This is a genomic window from Microvirga sp. P4_G7, assembly GCF_056401005.1.
The window spans coordinates 1-1,585 of record NZ_JBFUKD010000774.1 but is presented as its reverse complement, the minus strand read 5'-3'; the positions used below and the strand labels follow the sequence as shown (position 1 = coordinate 1,585).

Sequence of the window (1,585 nt, the reverse complement as noted above, 5' to 3'; positions counted from 1 at the left end):
GGTCCTCGTCGTTCATGCGCATCCCGAACCAGCATCCTTCTCGACGGCGCTACGCGATACGGCGGTCGATAGTCTCACGGCAGCGGGCCACGATGTGGTTGTGTCGGATCTCTATGAGCAAAACTTCAATCCAGTCGCGGGTTCCCACGACTTCAACAGTCGGCGCAATCCAGATTATCTTGTGTACTCGCTTGAACAGCGGCATGGCTGGAAGACAGCTACAATTGCCCCTGATATTGCCCGCGAGGTGGAGCGGGTGCTCGACTGCGATCTCATGATCATGAACTTCCCGATTTTCTGGTTCTCGACACCTGCGATCATGAAAGGATGGATCGATCGCGTCTTCTTGTCGGGATCGTTCTTCGGGGGGAAACGTATCTACGATCGCGCAGAGCTATCGTCGAAGACGGTTTTGGTCACGGCTACGCTCGGGGGGCGCGAGCACATGTTTGGTCCGAACGCCGTTCACGGCGAGATCAAAGGCATGATGCGCCATCTGCTGCAAGGAACATTGGGCTATTGCGGTTTTCGGGTGATCGAGCCGTTCTTTGCTTATCACGTTCCATATGTCAGCCGCGAGGAACGACAATTGTGGCTCTCGAAATATAGGAACTACATCGAGAACATCGACACTCAGCCTACTATGGCTATGCCTTCTCTCGATGACTATGACGATGTTCTGCGCCCGCTCGCCGCGCACAACCCATGAGGTGTTGCAAATCGACCTAAATGCAAAATGCTCTGCCACGACAAAGGCCTGCACAACTAGCGCCGACGCGTCTATGTTTCGGATCCGCCGTGGAGCGCGAATTTTCAACTTCGCTTGGCGACGTTCTCGAAATCGCTGATTTCGCGGGATATCTACGTCACGGTGTTCGTCAGCCACATGACCAAATCGGCGGATTCAACGGCCAGGGATCGGACGGTTGAGAGCGGCATCCACAACAGCGAGTAACCGATCTCATTGCTGCGTTTGTTGCGGAATTGTCCTGCCTAAATCGCGAAAAAATCCGAGGCGACCAGGTCCAGATTTTTCGATAGTTGGGCGATCTTTATCTTCGCGACGGCGCCCGTTCCGTCGGGATCGTAATAGAGCGCGCCACTGCTTGCGGTATAGATTACGCGGTCGCTCGTGTCGTGGGCGGCCTTTCCGGTCCAAAAGGCATTTGCTTTCAGCTTCGCGGGCACCGCGATCGAACCATTGCGACCGAGCGCCGGGAATATGGCGTTGTCGAGCCAGATCGAGTCGTCGGCGGAAACGAAGTCCCGGATCGAATCGACATTTGAGGGCCCGGGTTTCGTGTTCAGAATGAATACATCCAGCCCGGCACCGCCGTAGATCGTATCCTTGCCGTCTCCTCCTGCCAACCGATCGTTGCCGTCCCTGCCGTCAAGCGTGTCCGACTTGTATCCACCGACGATGCGGTCGTCTGTACTCCAGCCCTTTCGGTTGACTGCAATGGTGATTGCGCCCTTCCAGAGGAGAAACTGGTCGTGCTTGTCTTTCTGCCATGGCGGGTACCACGTGACGTCTGTCAGGATGTCCATGAGGCCGTCGCCGTCATGGTCGAGGATCTGATAATGC

The 1,585-nt window shown here is 55.9% G+C and carries 2 protein-coding genes; one reads left to right on the top strand and one right to left on the bottom strand.

Annotated elements, in window-relative coordinates; genetic code table 11:
- The coding region (locus AC1DT3_RS20550; RefSeq protein WP_477467058.1) for an NAD(P)H-dependent oxidoreductase at positions 1–709 on the top strand (709 nt) is incomplete at its 5' end.
- A 284-nt stretch (positions 710–993) separates the two neighbouring features.
- Here the strand turns inward: AC1DT3_RS20550 and AC1DT3_RS20545 are convergent.
- Positions 994–1,585 (bottom strand): calcium-binding protein (locus AC1DT3_RS20545; RefSeq protein ID WP_477467057.1); only part of this gene is annotated, 592 nt, incomplete at its 5' end.